18 protein-coding genes are annotated in these 22574 nt (G+C 50.3%); 12 read left to right on the forward strand and 6 right to left on the reverse strand.

Annotation, left to right across the window (positions count from 1 at the left end; translation table 11 throughout):
- Window positions 1–8: 8 nt before the first annotated feature.
- On the forward strand, window positions 9–1547 hold the full coding sequence (locus B5D63_RS34155; RefSeq protein WP_078673390.1) for a SulP family inorganic anion transporter: 1539 nt from the start codon (window positions 9–11) through the stop codon (window positions 1545–1547).
- Between the two features lie 3 nt (window positions 1548–1550).
- On the opposite strand, the gene B5D63_RS34160 is transcribed toward B5D63_RS34155, so the two are convergent.
- Window positions 1551–2564 carry a terpene synthase family protein gene (locus B5D63_RS34160; RefSeq protein ID WP_078673391.1) on the reverse strand — a complete coding sequence of 338 codons (1014 nt, stop codon included), beginning with the start codon at window positions 2562–2564 and terminating at the stop codon, window positions 1551–1553.
- A 261-nt stretch (window positions 2565–2825) separates the two neighbouring features.
- Here B5D63_RS34160 and B5D63_RS34165 point away from each other — a divergent pair, with 261 nt between their 5' ends.
- The 4 genes from B5D63_RS34165 to B5D63_RS34180 all read left to right on the forward strand — a co-directional run bounded on the left by B5D63_RS34165 (window position 2826) and on the right by B5D63_RS34180 (window position 8776).
- Window positions 2826–4844, forward strand: coding sequence for a glycoside hydrolase family 19 protein (locus B5D63_RS34165; protein WP_078673392.1), 2019 nt, complete (start codon window positions 2826–2828; stop codon window positions 4842–4844).
- Window positions 4845–5041: 197 nt separating this feature from the next.
- The gene (locus tag B5D63_RS34170; protein ID WP_200817158.1) at window positions 5042–5815 is read left to right on the forward strand and encodes a LuxR C-terminal-related transcriptional regulator; all 774 of its coding nucleotides are present in this window, start codon (window positions 5042–5044) and stop codon (window positions 5813–5815) included.
- A 199-nt stretch (window positions 5816–6014) separates the two neighbouring features.
- Window positions 6015–8165 carry a hypothetical protein gene (locus B5D63_RS34175; RefSeq protein WP_078673393.1) on the forward strand — a complete coding sequence of 717 codons (2151 nt, stop codon included), beginning with the start codon at window positions 6015–6017 and terminating at the stop codon, window positions 8163–8165.
- Between the two features lie 23 nt (window positions 8166–8188).
- Window positions 8189–8776, forward strand: coding sequence for a hypothetical protein (locus B5D63_RS34180; protein ID WP_078673394.1), 588 nt, complete (start codon window positions 8189–8191; stop codon window positions 8774–8776).
- Between the two features lie 110 nt (window positions 8777–8886).
- Here B5D63_RS34180 and B5D63_RS34185 read toward each other — a convergent pair whose 3' ends face one another.
- Together B5D63_RS34185 and B5D63_RS34190 are read right to left on the reverse strand one after the other, a co-directional pair.
- A complete protein-coding gene (locus B5D63_RS34185; RefSeq protein ID WP_078673395.1) occupies window positions 8887–10104 on the reverse strand; it encodes an epoxide hydrolase family protein in 1218 nt (405 codons plus the stop codon).
- A 12-nt stretch (window positions 10105–10116) separates the two neighbouring features.
- The gene (locus tag B5D63_RS34190) at window positions 10117–10590 is read right to left on the reverse strand and encodes a nuclear transport factor 2 family protein (RefSeq protein ID WP_078673396.1); all 474 of its coding nucleotides are present in this window, start codon (window positions 10588–10590) and stop codon (window positions 10117–10119) included.
- 313 nt (window positions 10591–10903) lie between these two features.
- On the opposite strand from B5D63_RS34190, the gene B5D63_RS35235 reads away from it, so the two are divergent.
- From B5D63_RS35235 to B5D63_RS34215, 6 genes are all read left to right on the forward strand, one after another.
- Window positions 10904–11053 carry a hypothetical protein gene (locus tag B5D63_RS35235; protein WP_159456274.1) on the forward strand — a complete coding sequence of 50 codons (150 nt, stop codon included), beginning with the start codon at window positions 10904–10906 and terminating at the stop codon, window positions 11051–11053.
- A 145-nt stretch (window positions 11054–11198) separates the two neighbouring features.
- Entirely contained in the window at window positions 11199–12032 is an 834-nt protein-coding gene (locus B5D63_RS34195) for a COG1470 family protein (protein ID WP_078673397.1), read from the forward strand.
- 6 nt (window positions 12033–12038) lie between these two features.
- Window positions 12039–13016: an ABC transporter ATP-binding protein gene (locus tag B5D63_RS34200; protein WP_078673398.1), complete on the forward strand. Its 978-nt coding sequence runs from the start codon at window positions 12039–12041 to the stop codon at window positions 13014–13016.
- Entirely contained in the window at window positions 13001–13999 is a 999-nt protein-coding gene (locus B5D63_RS34205; protein ID WP_078673399.1) for an ABC transporter permease, read from the forward strand. Before B5D63_RS34200 ends, B5D63_RS34205 begins: the two co-directional genes overlap by 16 nt.
- Before the next feature lie 827 nt (window positions 14000–14826).
- On the forward strand, window positions 14827–15360 hold the full coding sequence (nusG, locus tag B5D63_RS34210; protein WP_078673400.1) for a transcription termination/antitermination protein NusG: 534 nt from the start codon (window positions 14827–14829) through the stop codon (window positions 15358–15360).
- Window positions 15361–15376: 16 nt separating this feature from the next.
- Window positions 15377–17329, forward strand: a complete 1953-nt coding sequence (locus tag B5D63_RS34215) for an alpha/beta fold hydrolase (protein ID WP_159456275.1) — start codon at window positions 15377–15379, stop codon at window positions 17327–17329.
- A gap of 9 nt (window positions 17330–17338) precedes the next feature.
- On the opposite strand, the gene B5D63_RS34220 is transcribed toward B5D63_RS34215, so the two are convergent.
- Genes B5D63_RS34220 through cysC form a run of 3 tightly spaced genes read right to left on the reverse strand, consistent with a single transcriptional unit; the run spans window position 17339 to window position 20937 of the window.
- Window positions 17339–18961 (reverse strand): cyclic peptide export ABC transporter, encoded by a 1623-nt coding sequence (locus tag B5D63_RS34220; RefSeq protein WP_078673402.1) that lies wholly within the window; start codon window positions 18959–18961, stop codon window positions 17339–17341.
- 18 nt (window positions 18962–18979) lie between these two features.
- The gene (locus tag B5D63_RS34225; RefSeq protein WP_159456276.1) at window positions 18980–20356 is read right to left on the reverse strand and encodes an FAD/NAD(P)-binding protein; all 1377 of its coding nucleotides are present in this window, start codon (window positions 20354–20356) and stop codon (window positions 18980–18982) included.
- Between the two features lie 56 nt (window positions 20357–20412).
- The gene (cysC, locus tag B5D63_RS34230) at window positions 20413–20937 is read right to left on the reverse strand and encodes an adenylyl-sulfate kinase (RefSeq protein WP_078673404.1); all 525 of its coding nucleotides are present in this window, start codon (window positions 20935–20937) and stop codon (window positions 20413–20415) included.
- Between the two features lie 203 nt (window positions 20938–21140).
- On the opposite strand from cysC, the gene B5D63_RS34235 reads away from it, so the two are divergent.
- On the forward strand, window positions 21141–22574 hold a 1434-nt coding region (locus B5D63_RS34235; RefSeq protein ID WP_200817159.1), incomplete at its 3' end, for a condensation domain-containing protein.

Here is a 22574-nt window from a genome sequence, read left to right on the forward strand (position 1 = left end):
AATTAAATATGAAGGCTTATCTGAACCTGTTCGACTTTTCGCAAAAAGTGAACTACAAGACCGAAGTCCTGGCAGGACTTACCGTAGCCATGACGATGATCCCCGAGTCTTTGTCCTTCGCCATTTTAGCAGGATTGTCGCCTTTAACAGGCTTGTACGCAGCATTTTTGATGGGCCTGATCACCGCTGTATTAGGCGGCCGGCCCGGGATGGTGTCCGGCGGTGCAGGCGCTACTGTAGTGGTGCTGATCGCCCTGATGCAGTCGCATGGAGTGGAGTATGTGTTTGCCGCCGTTGCATTGGCGGGACTTATCCAGATAACGGTTGGCATATTCAGGCTGGGTAAATTCATCCGCCTGGTACCTCAACCGGTGATGTACGGCTTTGTAAATGGTCTGGCCATCATCATCTTCATGGCGCAGGTGCAACAGTTTAAAGTCCCTGGCAGTAACGGAACTGAATGGTTGAGCGGTTCGGCGCTTTGGGTCATGGCGGGACTGGTGGCCTTAACCATATTGATCGTAATCACTTTCCAGCGGATCACAAAGGCAGTACCGGCGTCGCTGGTTGCGATCATCGTGGTTTTTCTTATTGTATTGGGACTGGGCATAGACACGAAAACAGTTAAAGACATTGCCTCTGTGAGCGGCGGCTTTCCTCCGTTCCATGTACCGTCTGTGCCATTCAGTGTTGACACCCTTCAAACGATTTTTCCCTATTCTCTGGTAATGGCCGGTGTCGGTCTTATCGAAAGCCTGCTCACCCTGAACGTGGTAGATGAAATTACCGGTACCAAAGGAAAGGGTAATAAAGAAGCGGTGGCGCAGGGAACTGCCAACATAGTCAACGGATTTTTTACCGGGATGGGCGGTTGTGCCATGATCGCGCAATCTTTCGTTAACCTGTCAGCCGGTTCCAGGGCGCGGCTGTCCGGTATTATCGCGGCGTTGACCATTCTCCTGATCATCCTCTTTGGTGCGCCTGTCATCGAGCGTGTACCCATGGCGGCGCTGGTAGGTGTTATGATGATGGTGGCGGTCGGAACGTTTGAGTGGACCAGCCTGCGTGTCATCAACAAAATGCCGCGGCATGATGTGGCAGTAGGCATTTTGGTAGCTGGTATTACGGTGTGGTTGCACAACCTGGCCCTGGCGGTATTGATCGGGGTAGTCATTTCTGCATTGGTGTTCGCCTGGGAGAGCGCCAAAAGAATACGCGCCCGGAAATATGTGGACGATAAAGGGGTGAAGTACTATGAAATATACGGACCGCTCTTTTTCGGTTCTGTGACTGCCTTTAATGAGAAATTTGATGTAAGCGGCGACCCGGCTGAGGTTGTTATAGACTTCAAAGATAGCAGGGTAGCCGATATGAGCGGCATCGACGCGCTCCATAAACTGACAGAACGCTACAAACGCGCCGGCAAGACGCTGCGTCTCCGGCATTTGAGCGAAGACTGCAAACTACTTCTTAAAAACGCTTCTTCCCTGATAGAGGTCAATGTACTGGAAGATCCCAGCTACCGCGTGGCTACCGACAAGGCGTAACCTTCAGTGCCGGCTGGTAAATTCACCCTCCACATAACCACCCGGCACGTAGCGCGTGGTATCGTGGGTGTGCCAGGCGTAAACACCCGCCACCATGATGCCCAGGTCCTGCACATAGTTACAGGCCGTTTTCTGCCAGTCGCCAAAAAAAGGGAGCCGTTGCTGTAGCAGCATAAATTCTTTCAGGTAGCTGTCGTGCACTGCCAGCGCCATCCTGTAAGCCTCTTCCAGTGGCACCTTATGTGCATGCTCCATCACCTTTACCAGGTTCATGACATCTCCTTCCCGGCTCAGTTCTTTCGGCAGGGAAATAATATCATTGTGAATGCCTATCATACGCGAGCAGAGGGCATGCAGCCGCAGGATGTGCGGATGTTCCAGCACATCGTCCGGTAGCTGGCGATAGTTTTTTTGCATGGCGGCATATTTACAAAAAGGCAGCCCTCCGGCTGTTTGTTCCCTGATGAGCGTATAGACTTCAAATGGAGGAGGAGTGTCTGGCCTGTTATAAGGCCTTTCATCACGGTATCCCACCAGCATATCGTGTATAGAAGCGGTAAATTTATGATAGTGCCGTTCCGGCATGGCGCAGGCAAGGGCCTCCTGCCGCAGCGCCCACCACGGGCGGTAGAGGCCATCTCCCCTGGGTTCTCGGGTATCTTCTCCGGTCAGCAAGGCGGTAATCCGTTGTTGAATCTCCTCCATTTCTGCAAGGGAGCAGCGGTCCAGGTAATCGTCTATCATAGCGCCGTTAGCCGTGAAGTTAGCCACAGGGCGCAGTTCTGCCAGCGAGTTTAAAAAAGGGAGGCCGCGTGCGGCGAGGTCAGTGAAATGGTGCCGTTTGTGTTTTTCGCGGGCCGCTTCACTGTGAAAAGTATATTCCCGGTCAATCATGGCGTAGTATTCTTCCCTTTGTTGCTGGTAGTCAGGATGGATGAAGTCGGGAAAAGGGTAGTGAGGCTTCGGCAGGTATGGCCACTGTGTATACAGATGGACTACAGTATTTTCCTTTGACATGGCTAAAATTATTATGGTTATCTGGTGAGGTGTGGTTTTCCGGGATAAAACTAAAATGCTCCACTGCGATGATATGACAGTGGGTTGGCGGCCGTAAATGATTATCGGTTGCATTTTGAAACCATAGCAGCGTAATAGCCTTTGCGCTGCAGTCTCCGGTATATTTTCGATAAGTTGCCCACGGTAGCGGGTCTGCTGTATTGTAGCAACGAGGGGTTGTAGCTTGCCTGCCATTTTCCCACTCTTCAAATTTAGCTGGTTATGAAAATCCACCCTCTGATTACTACTGTAGTCCTATGCCTTTTATGCTGGTCGCGTACTACCGCCAGCCCTGAGGCCGCAAATCCCGGGAGCGCACCGTCTGTCGCTGACACATCTGTTTCTTCACTGATCAGCAGTGCCGAATGGGATGTACTGTTTCCGCACCGTTTTAATCCGGACGACCGCACCGGCGCAGGAACGCTGCCCACGAGTCCGGCAAAGGATTTCTATTCCTACAACAACTTCGTGGAGGCGGTACGGCGCATGTCCAACATTAAAGTACTGCTGGAAAGACGCTGTGGTACCGATTACTACCGGATCACCCGTACCGACAAGACCACCGGGGCGACCACCGTCATCCGGACCGATCCCGGCTTCAACGATCCCACCTGGAGCGGGCTCGCCATTATCACACAGGTGCTCGACTATGGCACCTTCGCTGCCGAAGGCGATATCAATGCCCGGAAAAGGGAGCTGGTCGCCTTTCTGGCCAACATCTCCCAGGAAACGACCGGCGGCTGGCCCACGGCGCCAGGCGGTCAATATGCCTGGGGACTGTATTTCCGGGAGGAACAAGGCTACGAAGGGACAAGTAATATCGGTTACCGGGACGAGACCAATACCATATATCCTCCCGCGCCGGGGAAGTCCTATCATGGCAGAGGCCCCATCCAACTCAGTTACAACTACAACTATGGCCAGGCCAGCGAACTGATCTTTGGAGATAAAAACGTATTGCTGGCCAACCCGGAAAAAGTGATACAGGACGGCGCGATTGCCTTCGAAACCGGACTCTGGTTCTGGATGGCGCCGCAGTATCCCAAACCGTCCTGCCATGATGTGATGATCCCAGGCAAGTGGACGCCCACGCCAGCGCAACAGGCGGCCGGCATCCGCCCGGGTTTCGGCGCCACCGTCAACATTATTAACGGTGGTATTGAATGCGGCAGCGGGCAGGAAAATACCAAAGTGCTGAGCCGTATCGCACACTATCAGCGTTATGCTACCATCAAACAGGTAAGCCTCGAGCTGAACGGCGGCAACAATACCGCTAACTGCGGATGCGCCAATATGTCCAGATTCACCGTCGACAACGGGGAATGCGCCAGCCTTACATCCATTCGTTTCCTGCAACCCGCCAACGGTATCCTTTCTACCACCTCGTTAAGCCCCGTTACCCTGTCCGTCACTAAAAATGATCCCCGCCAGGAGATCAGCAAAATCCAGATCGTGGTCAACGGTCAGCTTTTTAATGACTCCGTAATACAATGGACACCGCCGGCGTATAATAAATTCACCGCCACCGCACGGGGGATACGGGCCGGTATGGACACTGTTTCCACCACCGTAAGTTTCGCGGTATGGAACAGCCGCACTTTTGAAGGCTGCGCTAATCTCCCCCAGTGGCAGGCCTCCCAGAATTACACCACCGCCGGAAATATCGTCCTGTACAACAATAACATTTACCGCAACAAATGGTGGGCCGGCAGTGCCAGCGTCCCCGGCAGCAGCGATACCTGGGAGCTGCTGGGCGCCTGTTCCAACGGCCCCCGGCCCGATACCGGCTGCGGGGGCATCGCCGAATGGATATCCTCCAAAGCCTACGCAGCCGGCGACCAGGCCGTCTATAAAAAGAAAATCTATAAGGCCAACTGGTGGACGCAGAACAATCCTCCTGATCTGAACAGCGGCGCCGGAAAACCATGGACATACGTTCGGGATTGCGGCAGCACCCTCGCCGGCATGAAGACGGTCGCCAACGCCACCGTATATCCCAACCCGGTAACAGGCAACACCATGAACGTCCGGTTCTCCGTACCGGCAGGAGGAAAGTGTTATCTGTCCATCCTCCATAGTACAACCTTACAACGTATGAAACAGGTGTATTATGAAGCGGCTCATGACGGCGTTCATACCGTGCAACTGGATGTCAGCCGCCTGCCGGCCGGCACGTGGATACTTCAGATCAATGGAGCCGGAGCCGGCAAAAGCAGCGCCGTTACTTTCATAAAAAACTAATTCCTGCGAAACCACTGACAGCCCTGCATTCCGTCAATACCTCCGGGTAAGGCGGATGTGCAGGGCTGCCTGCTTTTAACACTCGCTCCGCCAGAAAAAAATACATGCGTTGTTGCCTGTTAACTCCTCTGAATGCTGTATTATTGCAGTGATATCATATACCTGCAACCAATACCCCGAAAATCAACCATATATCTATGGCGCCATCAGATTATTACCTTACGGCCAGAAAATTCTGGCAAACGGTTACTGACAGAGATGTACATGTATCCGAATCGCAGCTGCAACTACAACTGGATGCACAAAAACAGTTGTTTAATATCTTCCAGGCAGGCAATTTCTATTACATCATATTCAACATGTATAAAAGCGAGTTGGATTTTGTGGATAGTAATATCACCCGTGTGCTCGGCTACGCTCCTGAGGAGTTTAACATCGCTTTTCTCATGGAGAATATCCACCCGGAAGACAAACCGTACTTCCTGAACTTTGAATACCGGGTGGTGGAGTTTTTTAAAGCATTGCCCTTTGAAAAGGTAATAAAGTACAAAGTGCAGTACGATATCCGCATCAGGAACAAATGGAATAAATACCAACGGCTGCTGCATCAGGCGGTACAACTTGATTACGACGAAAAAAACTATTATCGCACCCTGAGCCTGCACACCGATATCACGCATATCAAACCGGAAGGTGTCCCCAGCTTTTCACTCATCGGACTGGATGATGAACCATCTTACTACAACATCCAGGACGCCAACGTCATCAGCCGGTCGTTTGACCTTTTTACCAAAAGAGAACGCGAGATCCTGAAGTGTATCGTTGAAGGCAAAAGCAGCAAAGAAATAGCCGATCAGTTATATATCAGTCTGCATACCGTAAACGCGCACCGGAAGAATCTTCTTTCCAAAGCCGCCGTAAAAACCCCCGTTGAACTGGTCAGAATGGCCCTCAGGGAAGGCTGGGTATAACAGGTAGTGATTTACTTAAAAAAAATAGCTAGTCCTGGCTATTTTCCGGCGTGCCGTTACGTGATAACTTTGTATCAAAGCGAGTCAACCTACAGTTCGGGATGTATCAACCGTGATCATATACTTATGGACAGACTACTTTCGGGCCCCAAAGGGCAGGAGCTTTCCTGTAGCCACTAACGACAAAACTTCCAAAAAAATGATAAGATTTCTACTCATTGCAGCGCTGCTTGCGATCAATACTTCCGTGTGCCACGGCCAGCTGAGCGTATACTTTTGTTATGAAACACGGCAGATGGGCTGGGCGGTCGGATACGACAACTATAATAGCGTAAGGGATAATGAGGCCTATCAGCACTGTCTGCAACGGGGAGGCAAGTATCCGAAGCTGGAATATACGAGGAGCGTTTATGGCTGTTATGCCGTGGTGTCGGCAATAGATACCGGCGGTCACAGAACAGGAGGTTGGGCTTCCGGAGCGGCCAGCGAGGCCGAAGCGATCAACGTAGCAAAGAACGCGGCCAGAAGCAGAGCGGCCGTCGAAAACTCCTTCACTGTGCTGGCCGTCGGATGTATTACCCAGCCACCCAAAATAGAACCCCAATGGGGGGAGTGGCATTCGGAAGCCTGCGCCTACCTGGAATACAGGATCAAAACCCTCGAAGGGTACGACTGGAATTACCAGGTACATTCATATTTCCAGGTGCGCTCAAAGTTTAAGATGCCTGTCACCTTTATTTTTCAGTTGCTGGATAAAGACGGGAAGGTGCATTTTGGGGACCTGCACCAGGTACAGCCAGGAGAGACCATAGATTTTGTGCATAAAATGAAGGGAAGGATTATTAAAAGTATAAGGATCGCGGAACTCAAAAATGCCAAAAACAATAAGTCGATCAACTGCGACGATGCTGATGGCGGTAAGACCGCTGGCAACAATAACAACAAAGAAACCCTGCGGCAACTGATCGCTGAATTTGACAACCTCAATGCCCAGCTCCCGAACAGCCCCGCCAAAACAACTATCTTCAACAATACGGCTACGGTATTGATGGGAAAAGAAGACGACAATTACAAGATCAGTGTCCTGAAAGACGCCATCAGCCGGTTAAGAAGCCTACCCGGTCAGCAGGGAAGCCAGGCAGTCAATAAACCTGACTTGTCAGCCGGTATCAATGAACTGTCGCAGAAGGAAATCGCCCTGATCAACGATATCCGGGCAATAGAGCCTAATGCCAGTGTGCGTGCATGGGACGGCAACGGGAATGACAACGCGGAGTTCATGCTGCAAAAGAAAAAGGAGAACGTGGCTTACCTGGAAAACTATCTCGGTAAACTGGAATCAAAAGCAGCACAGGAAAAGGCCATAAAGGAAAAGCAAAAGACAGTGTTCAACAGTCTGATGCAAAATGGCAACGAGGCCATGACCAGCAAGGACTACGCCCGTGCAATGAGCAACTACCAGGCAGCCATGAGCAGCACTACCGATGTCAACGACCAAAATGCCGCGAGGGAAAGATACCATGCGGCCATGGAAGCGAAGAAAACCGCGGACCGGGAGGTCAGGGTAGCGGAAGCCCACAAAACAGACAATGAAGAAAATGCGCTCTATACCACTGCTGCCGCATCTGCCGCGGGTTACATGGCCCTGCTGAAAGATCGCTACAGCAGCCGGCCGTTTGCCGCCAAGTTCCTGCTGGGCTTGGGATACGAACACTCACCCATACTGAGCAACGGGACGGACAAGTCTTACATCGAAGAGCGCCATCTCTTCACCCTTCATACAGGTTTTAACCTGGGATTTTTCAACAACCGGCCGGTATCATTTTATGTAAAACCACAGCTCAACATGGGGATGAGCGCTTTCTCGACCGGTATCAGCGGCGGTTATGCCAGCTACGGCGCCACAGCGGTATTGCAGCTGGCTGCCAGAAAGCATTCCAAATTTAACGTGTTTGCGGAAGGCGGCTGGTTTAAACACAGCGGTACCTTTAAATATGATGCCGATGCCCGTAACAATACCGCCACCGACGATGTCAGGGAAGGCAATATGAGTTTTTCCCGGTTGTTGTACGGCGGCGGAATGATGCTGAGATGGATTGATAAATCGGCTGGCAAGGAAACCTATCTGCGCCCCGCTGTTTATCTGGAAAAACCATCGTTCTTTACAGACGGCACCAAACCCCTGCTGAGCATGAACTTCCAGGTATACATATACAGCGCCATCCTGCTGGATTTCACCTATACGCCCAATACCTATGTTGCCGGTGAGTTACACCATCCGGTAACGCTGGAGCGGAAAAACGTGAACGCCTATAGCTTTAAAATTATCAGGCAGGGCAGATTAAATTAATCACATCCGACAAAAACTAAAAAATGAAACAGCTACGCTATATGTTCACCACTTTATCGGGGATGATGATGATGATGTCCTGCTCAAAGGAATCCCCCGTAGAAGGCCTTTCTTTCTCAGCTACCTCCGTAGTCCCCATCAATGCAGAAATTGCCGCAGGTGGCAGTAAAACGATCGCCCTTACGGTCAACAAGCGGACGTTGAACCTGGAGGTTAAAAACACCAGCGTTACCGGTAACGGCTTTGAAACAAAACATTGCTCCATGGCCATGGTGAACGGGGAAGCCGTGTTTAACCTGCACGCCAATACAGCCAATATCCAGACCGTGGGAACAGGTGTTGAAATTACGGCGGCAGCCTTCAGTAATCCGTCATCCGGCGGCTCTTTGTATTATACTACACGGCCTGTGAATGGTACCGCTTATAACTACGTTAATTCAAATGGAATACGTTTTGGCAACAATTACTACATACCCTTCAGGATTAAACCGGCGAATAACAAGGAGGCGCCCATCTACGCCTACCTGGAATGTAGGATCACCGCGGAAAAACTAACGGTGCATAAAATGGTATACAATGCTGCCGGCCGATTGTCGGCCGGTGGAGAATAAATACCGGGCGCCTTTATTTTACTATCCGCGTTGCTATTATAAGGTTCATTGTTCAGCTGTTTACCTGATAAAAACAAAGAGGTGACAGGACCTCTTTGTTTTCTAAAAGTTCACTTTAAGATCCGGAAGGTGTCGCGGATACCTTCAATAAAGGCTTCCGGGTTTTCCCAGGGGCCGAAGTGACCACCTTTGTCAAACGCTTTTGCATACACGGTGTTGAACTGGCTGGCCAGCGGACCGTTTTGGAAGATATCCACGCGGTTGTCTGTCGTTGCCAGGGGAGGATAGGCGTCGCCTACCAGGAAAGTGAAGCCGGCTGGGGCTTCTACCGCCGGTTGCCGGTCGTGGGATGGTTTCCAGGGATAACGGCTGGCATTGGAATAAGCGCGGATAGAACTACCGATAGATTCGTTCACCCAATAGAGCATAGCGAAGGTGATGATGTCGTCTTTGGTGAAGACTTTTTCAAAATCCTGGTGAGGGTCGCTCCACTTTTTCCAGCGCTGCAGTATCCAGGCCAGCATTCCTACCGGAGAGTCGTTAAGGCTGTGGGTAATGGTTTGCGGGTCCAGCATATGTACCGCCACGTGGGAGGCGTAGGTCCGCTGAAAGTGAATGATACCGTCGCGCAATGCCTGCGAGGCCCCGGCGGGTACCAGGTGTCCTTCGGTCAGGTCCCATGGACGCTCGCTCTGGAATATCGTGAGGGGCATTTCCTGGCCGAGATGAATACCAATTAATTCATCGGCATATTTATGGCCCAGTTGTGCGCTGACCAGCATCCCGTAATCGGAACCGGAAGCGGCGTATTTTTTATAGCCCAATACTGTTGTCATGAGTTTATGCCAGATCTCCGCCATCTTCCAGAAATTCATCCCGCCGTCTTCCAGTGGCGTAGAGAAACCAAAGCCGGGTAAAGACGGAATGATGACGTCGAAAGATTGGTCCGGATCGCCGCCATGTGCGGCGGGATCTGTCAGCGCCGGGATGATTTTGCTCCAGTGCCAGTATGTCCACGGCCAGCCGTGGGAAATAATGATAGGGGTTGGATTTGGGCCTTTCCCTTTTTCATAGATAAAATGTATAGGCTGGCCATCGACGGTAACTTTATACTGTTGAAAAGTGTTCAGTTTCGCCTCGGCCTTTTTCCAGTCGTATTTATGGAGCCAGTGGTCTACTATCTCCTTCAGGTAAGCAGTGCGGATACCATAATAGGCATCGTCGTTGTTCAGGTCTTGTGCCCAGCGCGTATGACGAAGGCGATGCTGAAGGTCTGTCAGTATCTCGTCGGATACTGCTACTTTAAATGGAACTAATGTTGTGCTCATGATTCTTTGGTTTTAAAAAGTGAAGTCGAGTTTTATCCTGGTCTGGATTAATTTTTTGATGTGCCAAACACCGTCCTGCAGTATGTAATCTCCGTGGTAGTGGCCATATCCGTGCAGCGACCGGAAGGCGGGAATATGACCTGTCGTTGGCGGCAGCGGTTCTGTCTCAGGACGAATGAGGTAGTCTTCCATCGAAAAAACGCCTTTCGCATGGCCTTCGCCCGGGACGTCGATCTCATAAGAGAAAAGATGATGAATAGCGATGGCTGTTCCAACGCTCTGGCGAATGGTTTCGGCAATCTGATGGCGGCCCTCCATCGTGACGAGGGGCTCGCCCTCCACGTTTAACGGTGTAAAGCTGCCATCCGGTGTAAATAATGATGACAGCGCGTGCCAGTCTTTTTCATCCGCATACCGGACGTAGCGGGCCATCAGCTCCCGGATGCTGTCTTTGATGCGTAGTGGGTCTGTTGATATCGTATGCATGTGTGTTCGTTTTGTTTAACAGCACAAATGTAGGACGCTTCCGGTATAATAATGATACCAGTATAACAGAGTATACCAGTAAGGAGTTGTAGCAAACCCTGGCGGGTAAAAAAAAGCGGCGCTGATAGGGTGCCGGCAAAGGATATCCGACATCTTTAAACCGGTTTTAACATTATTCTAACAATTGATCATTTAACTTTCGGTCATAATAGTTGTCAGTAGATAATCCTTAACGTGGCGGCTACACGCCTCGTGGGCAGGAGCAACTATTTTCTATTTGAATTTGTTTTTAATCAATTCAATTTCATCTAGCATGACGAACATTTTAAAAACCAAAACAGTACCTTACAAGGTAAACCTAACGTTCACAGGAGACACCATCGCTACCGGAACCATTATTACTGATACCATCACCATTCAGTCCCTGCACGCCTCCCGGTCCCGTAAGGACGGCCCGTATTAATTAATTGTTTATTTATCCATCCGCATAACTGACGGTGTTTGCATCACAGTCTGTTATCCTGTTTTTAACTTCCCGCTGGCTGCGGGGGAGAGCAATCGTATTTTATTTTCAACTATCATTTATATTAATCGTCAACATTCGTGGTATGTCAACGTTATCGAATTACCTGAGCGTATCCCTTTTTTGTTTTTCTTTTGCTGCACTTGCAACGCCGGCGCTGGCCCAGAAAGTTCCAGGTAAAGGCAGGTCGGCCTTTACCGTCAGACTGATGAATATTGAGGCTACCGCCAAGGAGACTTTTCGCTACAACGCCAGCCTGTATAATGGTAGCGGTCACACACAACTGTACGAACTTCGGGCTTCCGCCCCGGAAGGCTGGAGCACCGTGTTCCGTACTGAGGGCAGCCAGATCGCCGGACTGAGAATGGATTCCGGCAGGACACAGGATATTTCCGTGGAAGTCACCGCCGCGCCCTCGGTAAAGCCGGGAAAATATACGGTCCCGGTAGTAGCCATAACAGCAACGGATACACTCCGTACAGACCTGGAGGCCGTGGTAAAAGGCAACTATGGTCTCGAGCTGACAACGCCATCAGGCCGGCTGAGTGACGAGATCACGGAAGGGCGGAGCAAACAGATTCAACTGACGGTAAAAAACACGGGCACGCTGCCGCTGGAAGGACTGGAGCTTTCCGCGCAGGCGCCGATGGGATGGAATGCCACCTTTGAGCCGGCAAAGATAGACCGCCTGGACCCCGATAAAGAACAAAATATTACCGCTACGCTGCATGTTCCTGATAAAACAATCGCCGGCGATTATGTGACCAGTTTTACAGTAAGGAATAATAACGCCAACAGCAACGCCGCTTTTCGGATGACTGTAAAAACTTCCCTGCTGGCGGGATGGATAGGTATGCTCGTGATCCTGCTGTCATTAGGGATTGTGTATTATCTGATTCGTAAATACGGAAGGAGATAAAGCGCTATGGAAAATCCCATTATTGAACTGCATGGACTGACAAAAAACTACGGCGCTAAAAAGGCGGTAGACAACCTTTCCCTGAAAATCAGCAAAGGGGAGATATTCGGGTTGCTGGGGCCTAACGGCGCAGGTAAAACCACTACTATATTGATGATGCTGGGGCTTGCGGAGCCGTCCGCAGGTGAGGTCATCGTGTGTGGAACAAACGCTACCCGCCATCCCATCGCCGTCAGGCGCAAAGTAGGCTACCTGCCGGACAGCGCCGGGTTTTACGATAACATGACCGCACTGGAAAACCTGATTTACATTGGCCGGCTGAATGGCATTGCTGAGCGGGAAATCGTTTCCCGCGCCCAAAAAACGATGGAAATGGTAGGGCTGGGCGCGGAGATGCATAAAAAGGCCGCCGTCTACTCACGTGGTATGAAACAACGGCTAGGCCTGGCGGACCTGCTTATCCGCGAGCCTGCTGTGATGATTCTGGATGAGCCCACGTTAGGCATAGATCCCGCAGGTATCCGGGACTTCCTGCATCTCATACGGCAGCTCAGCCGCGAACAGGCGCTCACCGTGATACTGTCGTCCCATCACCTGCACCAGATGCAACAGATCTGCGACCGCGTGGGCATCTTCGTGGAAGGAAAACTACTGGCAGAAGGAAACCTCGAAACACTGTCGGGCCATCTGTTCGGAAAAGATTCATTGGTGGTGCAGGTTTCGGTACGGGAGGCAGTGGCGGCGCCGGAAGTGCTGGAACGTCAGCTACGGGGTCTGGACGGCGTTAACAGCGTGGTCACCACTGCCAACATATGGGAACTGTCCTGCCATACAGACGTTACGCCTGATATCGTGCGGCTCTTCGTACAAAATGGGTTGAATGTAACCTGCGTACATAAAAAAGAATATGGACTGGATGAGATCTATCATCGTTTTTTTGAGAATAATGTAAAAAAAGAAAGTTTCCAATGGGAAGTCCGTTAGTTTATTTTAATAGCCTTTGGCCGAAAGAGCATACCTACAGCCCTTTTGAAGTGATGGTACGTAAGGAAGTAGGTGATCATATCCGCAGCTGGCGCTTTATAGTGATGTTGCTGCTGGTGCTTTTTACTTTTGCAGGCGCTATGTATGTATCGCTGACTAACCTTGGGAAGGCAGTGCAGAACGTCAACGATCCGGACCACGTTTTTGTATATCTGAAATTACTGACCACGTCCGATAATTCACTACCGGCTTTCCACATCTTTATCAGTTTCCTCGGGCCGTTACTGGGCATAGCGCTGGGCTTCGACGCTGTCAATTCAGAAAAAAATAACGGTACACTGGTAAGGCTGCTGGCGCAACCGGTTTATCGCGATCAGCTTTTGCTGGCGAAGTTTTATGCGGCACTGTTGCTGGTCGGGGTGCTGTTTCTCAGCCTCGTTCTACTGATGGTCGGCGCAGGGCTTATGCTGACCGGCGTTCCCATAGAAGCCGCGGAATTGTTCCGGATACTGGCATTTGCGGTGCTGAGCGTTATATACGTGGGCTTCTGGCTGAGCCTTTCCATCGGGCTCTCCGTCGCTTTCAGACATGCGGCTACCTCCGCGATCACAGCCATCGGGATTTGGTTGTTCTTTACCGTCTTTTACCAGATTGTGGTTAACATGGTGGCGAGGGCTGTATTGCCAGACCCTGCGTCGTTGCAGGCTGAACAGGTAATGGCCTATAACAATATTTTGCTGTCGTTTTTCAGGGTAGCGCCCAGCCAGCTGTATACGGATGCTGCCACTACTTTACTGATGCCCTCTGTCAGAAGTCTTGGACCGCTGACCATGGAACAGATGGCAGGAGCCATTCCTGCGCCCTTGCCTTTCAGGGAGAGCCTGATGATTGTCTGGCCACAGGTGACAGGCCTGTTGGCTGCTTCCACAGTTTGTTTCGCAGGAACATATTTTCTTTTTATGCGGCGGGAAATCCGGTCCTGATACCTCGCTTGTTATATGATTGCCTTCTCCATCATCCGGTGGAGAAGGTATACCATCAGAAGGCGTCTTCCGTTAAACGGTACTAACTTATCTAGCTTTGCATTTGTTTAATGCGAGGCTTCCCTTTTACGAAGCAATACGAGGCGGAATCAGGCGCCAGCAGAAGACTTTATCATAGCGCATCTGTGATTGACGACAACAATAACGCAGAAAAATCTTACGTAATTTCTTTGCTTTTTAACAAATCATTCATTAGATTTACTACAATGAAAAAAAGTTTGTTTCCAATTGATTTTTTAACCTAAAAGACATTCCGGCCAGGTGTCAAGTCAGTTTCATAAGTTTGCTATTTCAACCAGCTGTACCAATAACTGGATTACTTGATACCGGTTTATCAGAAATTTCTTCTGAGTGTTCTTATAAAACCCGTTTTTGCACATTTAAGTTTTAAATAGTCAGTTTCTGTTGAGCCAATAGCCACGCAGTCGTTTTACAATAGGTACTCTGGTACTTACTGTAGCGATAGCTTTGTTTTGCCCTGAAATCGTATGCATTTCAATTAATAATTTCGACATCCACGCACGTAAATAGCCTATGTTAACTTATTATCATTAACACCTTCGGGTTCATTGCAGGTGTTGTTTCTCCTCTCATTTGCCGCACAAATAGCAGCCACGCTATAGCGGAACAGCATTGCCTCTTTCGAACACCCTAATCAACACGCATCGTGTTATCTCCTCATCTGTTATCCCCCAAAAAAGGGGGAGGGGGATTGTCATGCCTGTTTCTGCCGTATCACTTTTTTCTCAGAATATTAAATAATCGCTATGAGTACCTTTAACTACGGATGGTACCTGATCTACACCGTGCCTCGCCAGGAACGGAAAGTAGTTAGTCAGCTTTTGGAACACGGCATGGAGTGCTTCTCACCAACTTACAGTACCGTCAGGCAATGGAATGATCGAAAAAAAATCGTTGAGCTGCCACTGTTCCCTTCCTATGTATTTGTGAAGCTGAACAGTATCGAAGAATTTTATTATGGCCAGCATGTGAATGGCGCTGCCAGCTATGTAAGATTCGGGAAGCAGTTTGCCCGGATGGAACAGGACCAGATTGATCAGATCCGTATGGTGGCAAAACACGGAGAAGACATTAGTGTCTCTGAAGAACGCTTCCGCGACGGCCAGCGGCTGGTGATCACCAAAGGGCCGCTTTGCGGGCTTTCCTGCGAAGTAGTACATGTGGACCAAATGAAAAAGATCCTTGTAAGAGTAGACCTCCTGCAAAGGAATATCATCATGCGCTTCAAACCAGAATACCTCGCTGCCATACACGATATGGCAAATGCCGATACTTTTTAGCCGCTTAATCTTCGTTATGACCACACGCACTTTTTTAAAAAGGATAGTGATAACGCTGCTTATCCTTTCAGGTACTGTGTCAGCTGCACCGGCACAGGAAAAATCCGCTTCTTTCCGTTGGGCATCCTGCCCGGATTGCCCCTTTCCCGATATGGATACGGCCTTTCTCCGCCAGGAAAACATTCTATTCGGATACCTGACGGTGCCCGAAAACAGAAGCAAACCCGACAGTCGTAAAATCCGTATAGCCGTTCAGGTGTTCAGGGCAAGAAAGCCCGAGGCCGGTAGGCCGCCGATGATCATCCTGCACGGCGGTCCGGGGGGAAGAGCGGTGGGAATATTCTCACCGGAGTATGACAGCATCCGGCAGGAAAGCGACATTATACTCATGGACCAACGCGGCTCGGGATTTTCCGGGCCGGATTTTGCGCCGGAGATGAACCAGGAAATACTGGAGATCCTCGCTAAAGATCTGAAGCCCGAAGAGGAAACAAAGGAGCGTCTCGCGCTGGCTGCCAAAGTGAGAGATTCGCTGCTGGCCAGGGGAGTAGACCTGACGGCCTATAACAGCCGTGAAATGGCGGCAGATATACACGATCTCTGCCAGCTGCTGGGGTATACTTCCTGGAACCTCTGGGGCACTTCCTACGGCACCCGGGTGGCGCTCACGATGATGAAGGAATACCCCGAAGGAATCCGGAGCGTTATCCTGGCATCCCCGCTTCCTCCCAATGCGCGTTACTTCGAAAATGTAACCCCGAATTTTAAACGGTCCCTCGACCTGTTATGCGATAAGTGCAAGGCCGATCCGAACTGTAACCGGTCCTATCCCAATCTTCGGGAGGACTTCACCGCTGCGATCAATGGCCTTGAACGGCAACCGGTAATAATACCTATGGACGATCCGCATAAGTATCCCGGCGGCCGCTTTGTGATCAACGCGCAGGATATGCTGCTGGCCATCCAGCAGGCGCTGTACAGCCGCGATAATTATCCGCTGATACCTATTATCATTGAACAGGTGAAAAACAGGAACGTACCGGCATTGAAGCGGTTCGTGGAAAATATGTCCAATGGTATCTTCCGCCTTCAGTACGGAGCGTATTATTCGGTTATCTGCCAGGAATGTATGCCGTTTAACAGTCTGCAGGCTTTTGAAGACGCCTCCGCCAAATCCTGGCAGGGCGTTACTTTTTACAAAGATGAGTTCAGCATCTGCAAATTATGGAACGCAGGCCCCTTCCGGGCGGAAGATACCGCAGCTGTCCATAGTGATATCCCGGTACTCATTCTTTCCGGTGAAATGGACCCTATTGCTGCGGTAGCAGGGGCGGAGCTGGCGCATCGTTCCCTGCCCCGTTCTTTTTTGTATGTGCTGGAAGGAACAGGCCACTTTGTAGTCAACGAAACGACTACACGCCTGATCAACCGCTTTCTGGCCAATCCGGAGCAGGCGCCGGACGGGCAGCATGTCATAACACAGCCGGGAATCCCCTTTGTGACAAATGTACATATCAGCGATGGGGTGGTGGCGTTTGCTCCGAGGCTGCCGCTGCAGCGGCAGAACTGGTTGTATACTGCATGGCTGGTGTTGCTGATCGTACTGCCGGGCGTTTCTTTATGGCTGGCTACCCGCGCTTACCGCCGGTACAAACATGCCGGCAAAAGCCGTCTGACTTTTTACTTAATGTTGCTGAATGTATTGCTTGGACTGGTTTTCCTGGTAGCTATTATAACGGCGATTGTGAGTACCTCCAGGGCCAATTTCAGAATATTGGGCTTCGGGCTGCCGGAACAATATGCCATCGCATTGATGCTGCCTTACGCTATGCTGGCGATATGCTTCGTGTTGGCTTTACTGTGGCTGTCCGGCCGGAAAAAATACCGGACAGATAAATGGTACCTTTCGTACTTGTTGCTCCAGGCGCCATTTATCTGCTTTGTGGTTTATTTTGGACTGTTTTATTAAGGAGCGCACCTATACCTGTTGTTCCTGTATTCTTCCGTTTTCCATTTTAATGACGCGTTGCGCAATATGCAGATAACGGTCGTCATGTGTAATAAGGATCACTGTTTTCCGCTGTTTACTTAACTCCGGAATAATGTTATGATAAAAGAAGTGTTTGAAATCCGGGTCCTGGTTGGCTGCCCATTCATCGAAGATGTAGATGGGCTTATCGCGTACAAGGGCGCTGACCAGGGCCACTCTTTTCTTTTGTCCTTCTGAAAGATCGATCGTGTCGAACTGGTTTTGGCTGAAGTTGACCTTTTCCACGAGCCCTACCTTGCGGATGAGCTGCTGCACATTTGCTGTCACTGTTTGATCCACGCCGTGAATATGTTCGAAGAGATGGTTGTCTGTGAAAATCACACCAAACATATTACGGTACATCTGCAGATTATGGTAGTCAATCAGCTGGTTGTCGCGCATAATACTACCGCCCGACTGCGGATACAACCCTGTCAGTACTTTTATCAGGGTTGATTTCCCCGAACCATTACCCCCGTGTATAAAAATTAGATCGCCGGCTTTGATATCAAGATTGATAGGCCCGAGCGAAAACTCATCATTGTGAAGGGTTTTGTAGGTATACGTCAGGTCCCGGATACGGATCTCTGTAAAGCTGTTTTCCGCCTGTTGACTGTCATGTGCCGCGGATGCTTCTTCCTGCAACGTTTTCATAGCCTCTTCCAGTCGCTCAAGCGTGGACCTTATCCGTGAAAACTGTGGGATAAGCGGCAGAAGAGATTGCAGAGGGCCCAGTATATAAATCAGCATGATCACGAACTGAGCGTTGTTTTCCGTGATCGTTACCTTCAGCAGCGGAAACAGGTAAAGGATACAACCCATGGTGATGAAAAAGATCGACTGGCCGAGTAGGGAAAACCTGGATTGGAAGACGTTGTTGCTGATCGTAGCGGAAGAAACTTCCTCCATGCGGGGTTTGATCTGGGTATCGTACAGTCCCTTGTCCACCTGGCTGTCTATCTTGATTTCTTTCATGCCATCCAGCATCTGCTGCACATATCCCAGGAAAGTATTTTGCAACTCCATCAGGTGTTTGATGCGGCGGATGTTCTGTTTTTGTTTTGCCAGCGCCACCAGGAAAGAAAATGCGATAATGGTGATGGTCAGCAGGAAACCTTTTATGCTGATGATCAGCAGGTAAAGCAGTACGCCGGTGATCACGATAACAGAGGTGATCACACCCGAAGCAAGTGTGGCTATCTGCCCTATGGTGGCGGTATCCGCCGATATCAGCACAAACAGGCGGGTGCTTCCCAGTTTCTCAAAACTCTGCAGGCTGCTTTTTCTGATCCGGTCGATCAGTTCTTTCCGGCTTTGCAGTATCAGCGTTTCGGCAGACCGGATCAGGAGGGCCTGGTAACTGTATTGTAAAAGAAAATAGAGCAGCAGCGATAAAACGTATCCGGCGGCAAGTAAAGGCGACGGCATCTTCTCATCGATGCCATATTTAATGGTTTCGTTGATGATGGAAATCAGGGCTGTATTAGCCAGCCCTGTAGCGATACCGAAGATAAAAATACGGATGCCGAATAGTTTACGTGCGTTGGACAAAAAATGGAGCAGATATTTCATAATTGATGGCGATAGGAATTAGTGAACATATTCGTAATTGGGAGTAAGGATCATAGCCGCCAGCTGTGCAGCGGCTGCCCTGATTTCCGGGACGGCCGTAATTTCCCACAAAGCGCCTTTAGCAGGTGGCCCTATGGTAAACAACTTGTCAGAGGGATTGCCGTGACAGTCAATAATGGCGCCGCCGGGCGTGCAGTCAATACCCAGCCGCAAGGCATCCGGCCGGATAATACCTCTCGAAAGCAGTTGGATGACCAGCGGGGATTTTGACCTGGTATAATCAGACTGCGGTCCCATACAGTTGATGATAATATCGGTAGATACCTCCTGCAGCTGATGTGATCCCCTTTCGAGATACCGGACGGCTAACGCGCCATCTGCCTGTTGCCGGATAGATCGGATCCTGCCGGCCAGTATATGAAGTTGTTTCCGTTCCTGCAGTTCATGTATAACGGCAGCGCATACCGGCGGCATCCTGTGGCGGGCCACCCCCCATATATGCCGTACATGGGCCATGAATCTTTTTTTCTCACTTACCGGAAACCCGGTCCATATCTGTTGCATATAAGGGCGGACAGCATCTATTACCGCCTGCCATGCAATACCGCGGGCTTGGGCTACTTTGATTTGCCTGTTCACTTTTGAAAATACTTCCAGCAGGGTGTTACCAGCCGGAAGCTCATCTTTCGGCCATGCATACGCCGGTACCGCGGCATGAGCCATAGGGACGTAGCCATGGGTAGACAGTGCAGTGACCGGACCACTGTGTTGTTGCGCACGCAGTGACAGGACGGCGTCTACCATGGTGAGCCCTGTACCGATAATGAATACACGCTTGCCGGCTGGTACCTGTTGCAGTTCGGGCCTGTTCCATCCGGAAGCGAAATATCCCGGGTGTTCCAGGTAGCTGTTGTCCGGCAGCGGCAACGGCGCCGCCTCAAAGTTGCCCAGGGCCAGCACCAGTTTATCAAATGGGATATGCCGTCCGCAGGCTAACAGCACCTGCGTATGGCCGTCTACGATATCTACGGCTTCCCCCTGGATGTACCGGTACCGGTGTTGTTGGTCCGGCATGCCCAGTTGTTGCTGTAAGGTATCCTGTATATATCGTCTGTAAATATTTCTCGGAACAAACATCTCCTGGTGAAATGGCAGGTTAGCGGCAGCCAGCCACGCTATAAAGTGGTGGCTGTCTTCTGTGAAAGCGCTCATCTTCGCTGCAGGAACATTCAACAGATGCTGGTACTCCCGGGTAGAATAAGCCTGGCCCAGTTTCTCCGGTGGGTTAACATCGATGACGGTAATATCGGTAGCCGGACATTGACGATGACGAAGCAGATGGATAGCCAGCAAAATGCCGCTGAGTCCTCCGCCGATGATAACAGTTTTATGCATAAATAAGAGGTGGAACGGATGGTTAATAATATTTGAATCGCAGGGAGCCCCGTTTGTCAGATGATACCCATTCTGCATAGTGCGCGCAGAATTTTGTCAGTGGATTCATCTATGCTTTCACGGGCGGTGTCACAGGTTATTTCCGCATCCAGCGGTGCTTCATAAGGATCGCTGATGCCGGTGAAGTTGGTGATCTCACCTGACATCGCCCGCTGGTATAGACCTTTAACGTCTCTGCGGGCACATTCTTCAATAGGACAACTTACATGTACTTCTATAAAGTTGGCGATCTTATTTCTGACAGTGTTGCGTGCTTCGCGATAAGGAGAGATGGCAGATACGATCACCCCAACACCATGACGTGACAGCATTTCGGCGATAAAACCAATGCGGAGGATATTCTCACATCTGTCCTCTCTTGAAAAGGAAAGTCCTTTGGACAAATGTTGCCGGATGATGTCGCCATCCAGTTTTTCACACCGTATTTCCCTGGCGGTAAGGCTTTGATAGAGTTGTTCAGAGATGGTTGTTTTTCCAGAGCCGCTATAGCCCGTCAACCAGATAGTGAAACCTTTCTTCATATAATGGTTTGGGTTAAAAAAAGGGGAATAGATACTTGAATCAGGAATTCACTAACGAAGGCGGGTAAACGAAATTCTTTTGTGAGAAGGAGGAAATTTCTTTGTCCGTTTAGTGTTGTAAATATAATGCTATTGTTGAGAATATATGTCAACATCATTCAAAAAAATATGATCGTCCACTAATTCATTAATCCTTGCATCACATGCCTCATTTGTATGCGCTTACGCTGCCGCAGCAGGACGTGTATTACGATCAGCTGTTGCATAAGGGCAGCGCTATCTATAACATCGGAGCAAAGGTCGTGGTCAACGGACCGCTCGATCCTGAAATATTTGCCGCCGCTGCCGCACTGCTGGTAGCGCAGCACGACAGCCTGCGTGCCGTTATTGTCAATAATGAGGGAACGCCTTTCATGCAAATAATGGAAACCGCCGTTCCATCCGTCGTATATCGGGATTTTTCTGCGGAAACGGACCCCCTGGCGACCGCTGAAACTTTTATTCAGCAACAGTTTGCACTGCCATTTGACCTGGAAAGCGGACAATTGCTGAACAACTATATGTTGTTAAAGACAGGCGATCAGCATTTCTATATTATCGGCAAGTACCATCACCTGGTTGCAGACGGTTGGAGCACCGCGTTGCTCTTTTCGCGGCTGGGCCGGCATTATAGTGCTGTACGGACCATGACGCCGCCTGATATGAGCGCTTTCTCCTACCTGGATTTTGCAGAAGACGACCGGACATACCTGGATAGCGGATCTTACCAGGAGGACTGGCATTACTGGCACACCAAACTTTCGCTGCTGGAACCGCCACGCCCTATGCAGCCTATTCGTGAGAGAAGCCGCTTTACGCTGGTAAGCGACAGGGCTGAACTATACCTGGAGAGAGCTTTGTACGACAGGATCAGCCAGTTTTGTAAAAAGCATGGCGTGTCTGTTTTTCATTTCCTTATTGGTGTTGTATACGTTTGTTTTTCTCCGCTGGTGGAAGGCAGTACCGTGATGATGGGACTGCCGTTGCTGAACAGGAAAAATAAAAAGTTTAAAGAGACGGTCGGGCTGTTCGCTGGCGTGACGCCGCTTTTTTTCAACGGTTTCACCGACAGGCCGTTCCATGTGCTGCTGAAAGATATCTACAATGAATTACGCGCTTCTTTCCGCCATCAGCGCCTTCCCCTGAGCCGGATGACCACGGATGCCGGATGGCATACGGGTACAGATCACCGGCCGCATCACCAGGTTTTCTTCTCCTATGAAAAACACGATTATGCTGTTTCCTTCGACGACCACCCGGCTACGGTACTGCCGCTGACACACCAGCTGGAACGCGCCTGCCTTGCGGTATACGTGCGGGAATTTGACAACATCCGCGATGTGAAGGTGGATTTCGATTACAATATTACCTATTTCGATACCGCGCTGATACAAACATGCCTGGAGCGGTTTCAGACCCTTATTCCGGAACTGCTGGACAACCCTGGCCAGCCAATCGGGACCATCTCTTTGCTGGACGGCGCTTCGCGTGACCGTATCCTGCACCGCTTCAACGATACGGCGGTGGCTTATCCCCCCGGGCGGACGGTGATGGACTATTTTATGGACCAATGTGTACGCACGCCGCAGCAGCCGGCG

The sequence above is a fragment of the Chitinophaga eiseniae genome (assembly GCF_900167135.1).
GTDB classification, from domain to species: domain Bacteria; phylum Bacteroidota; class Bacteroidia; order Chitinophagales; family Chitinophagaceae; genus Chitinophaga; species Chitinophaga eiseniae.